Genomic DNA, 695 nt, shown 5'->3' with positions numbered 1-695 from the left:
AATAGTATTCATGTCGCTTTCAAGCGTTAAGAAACCATAGATCGTACCCCAGAGTCCGTAGCCTTGAATTGGCAAGACGATCAGCTCAGGCTTGCCCGCGTCATCTTCTTTAACATAGACTTTAGCATATTTTGGCTTGCGGCCAATACCAGCAGGATCATTGTCACCCAAGTCTTCACTTAAGGCTTGGTTTTTTGTCGCTTGACTGGCGTCATAAGCATTACGATCAGGAATACCAGCCGTTTTTAACTCATCGTCATCAAGGTAGTTGCCTTTATTTAGATCAATGATTTTGACATCAAAATCTTTGAAACGTTCGGCAACATCATCTGCTGTATCAGACTCTGCATCGTACATGTCAGCCGCAACCAAAATGTTTTTGTTACGATCTAAGCGCGCATTTTCGACTTGTGCTGGCTTTAGGCCAACGGCAGCTGCCGAGACCAATACGGAACACACCAAGCACAGCATCAAAGCCACACTAATGGTTTTTGCGTTATTACTTTTGGGCTTGGACATAACGAACCCTCCGAGCGGTTTGGCGTTTGATGTTTGCTTGGGTCACAAAATAATCAAACAGTGGAGCAAATAAGTTGGCAAACAAAATGGCCAGCATGATGCCTTCTGGGAAAGCAGGGTTAATGACACGAATCAATACGGTCATAAAACCAATCAAAATACCGTAAGCCCAGCGG

1 protein-coding gene and 1 pseudogene are annotated in these 695 nt (G+C 44.3%); both read right to left on the bottom strand.

Annotated features, from left to right (window positions below; translation table 11 throughout):
* A pseudogene (locus tag ACS8FC_RS17660) lies at positions 1–519 on the bottom strand (Na(+)-translocating NADH-quinone reductase subunit C); the annotation flags it as partial.
* On the bottom strand, positions 500–695 hold a 196-nt coding region (locus ACS8FC_RS17655), incomplete at its 5' end, for an RnfABCDGE type electron transport complex subunit D (RefSeq protein ID WP_439297747.1). The gene ACS8FC_RS17655 and the pseudogene ACS8FC_RS17660, both read right to left, overlap by 20 nt.

The sequence above is a fragment of the Psychrobacter sp. 1Y4 genome (genome assembly GCF_051847555.1).
The sequence above is the reverse complement of the archived record's forward strand: the minus strand, read 5'-3'. Positions and strand labels throughout refer to the sequence as shown.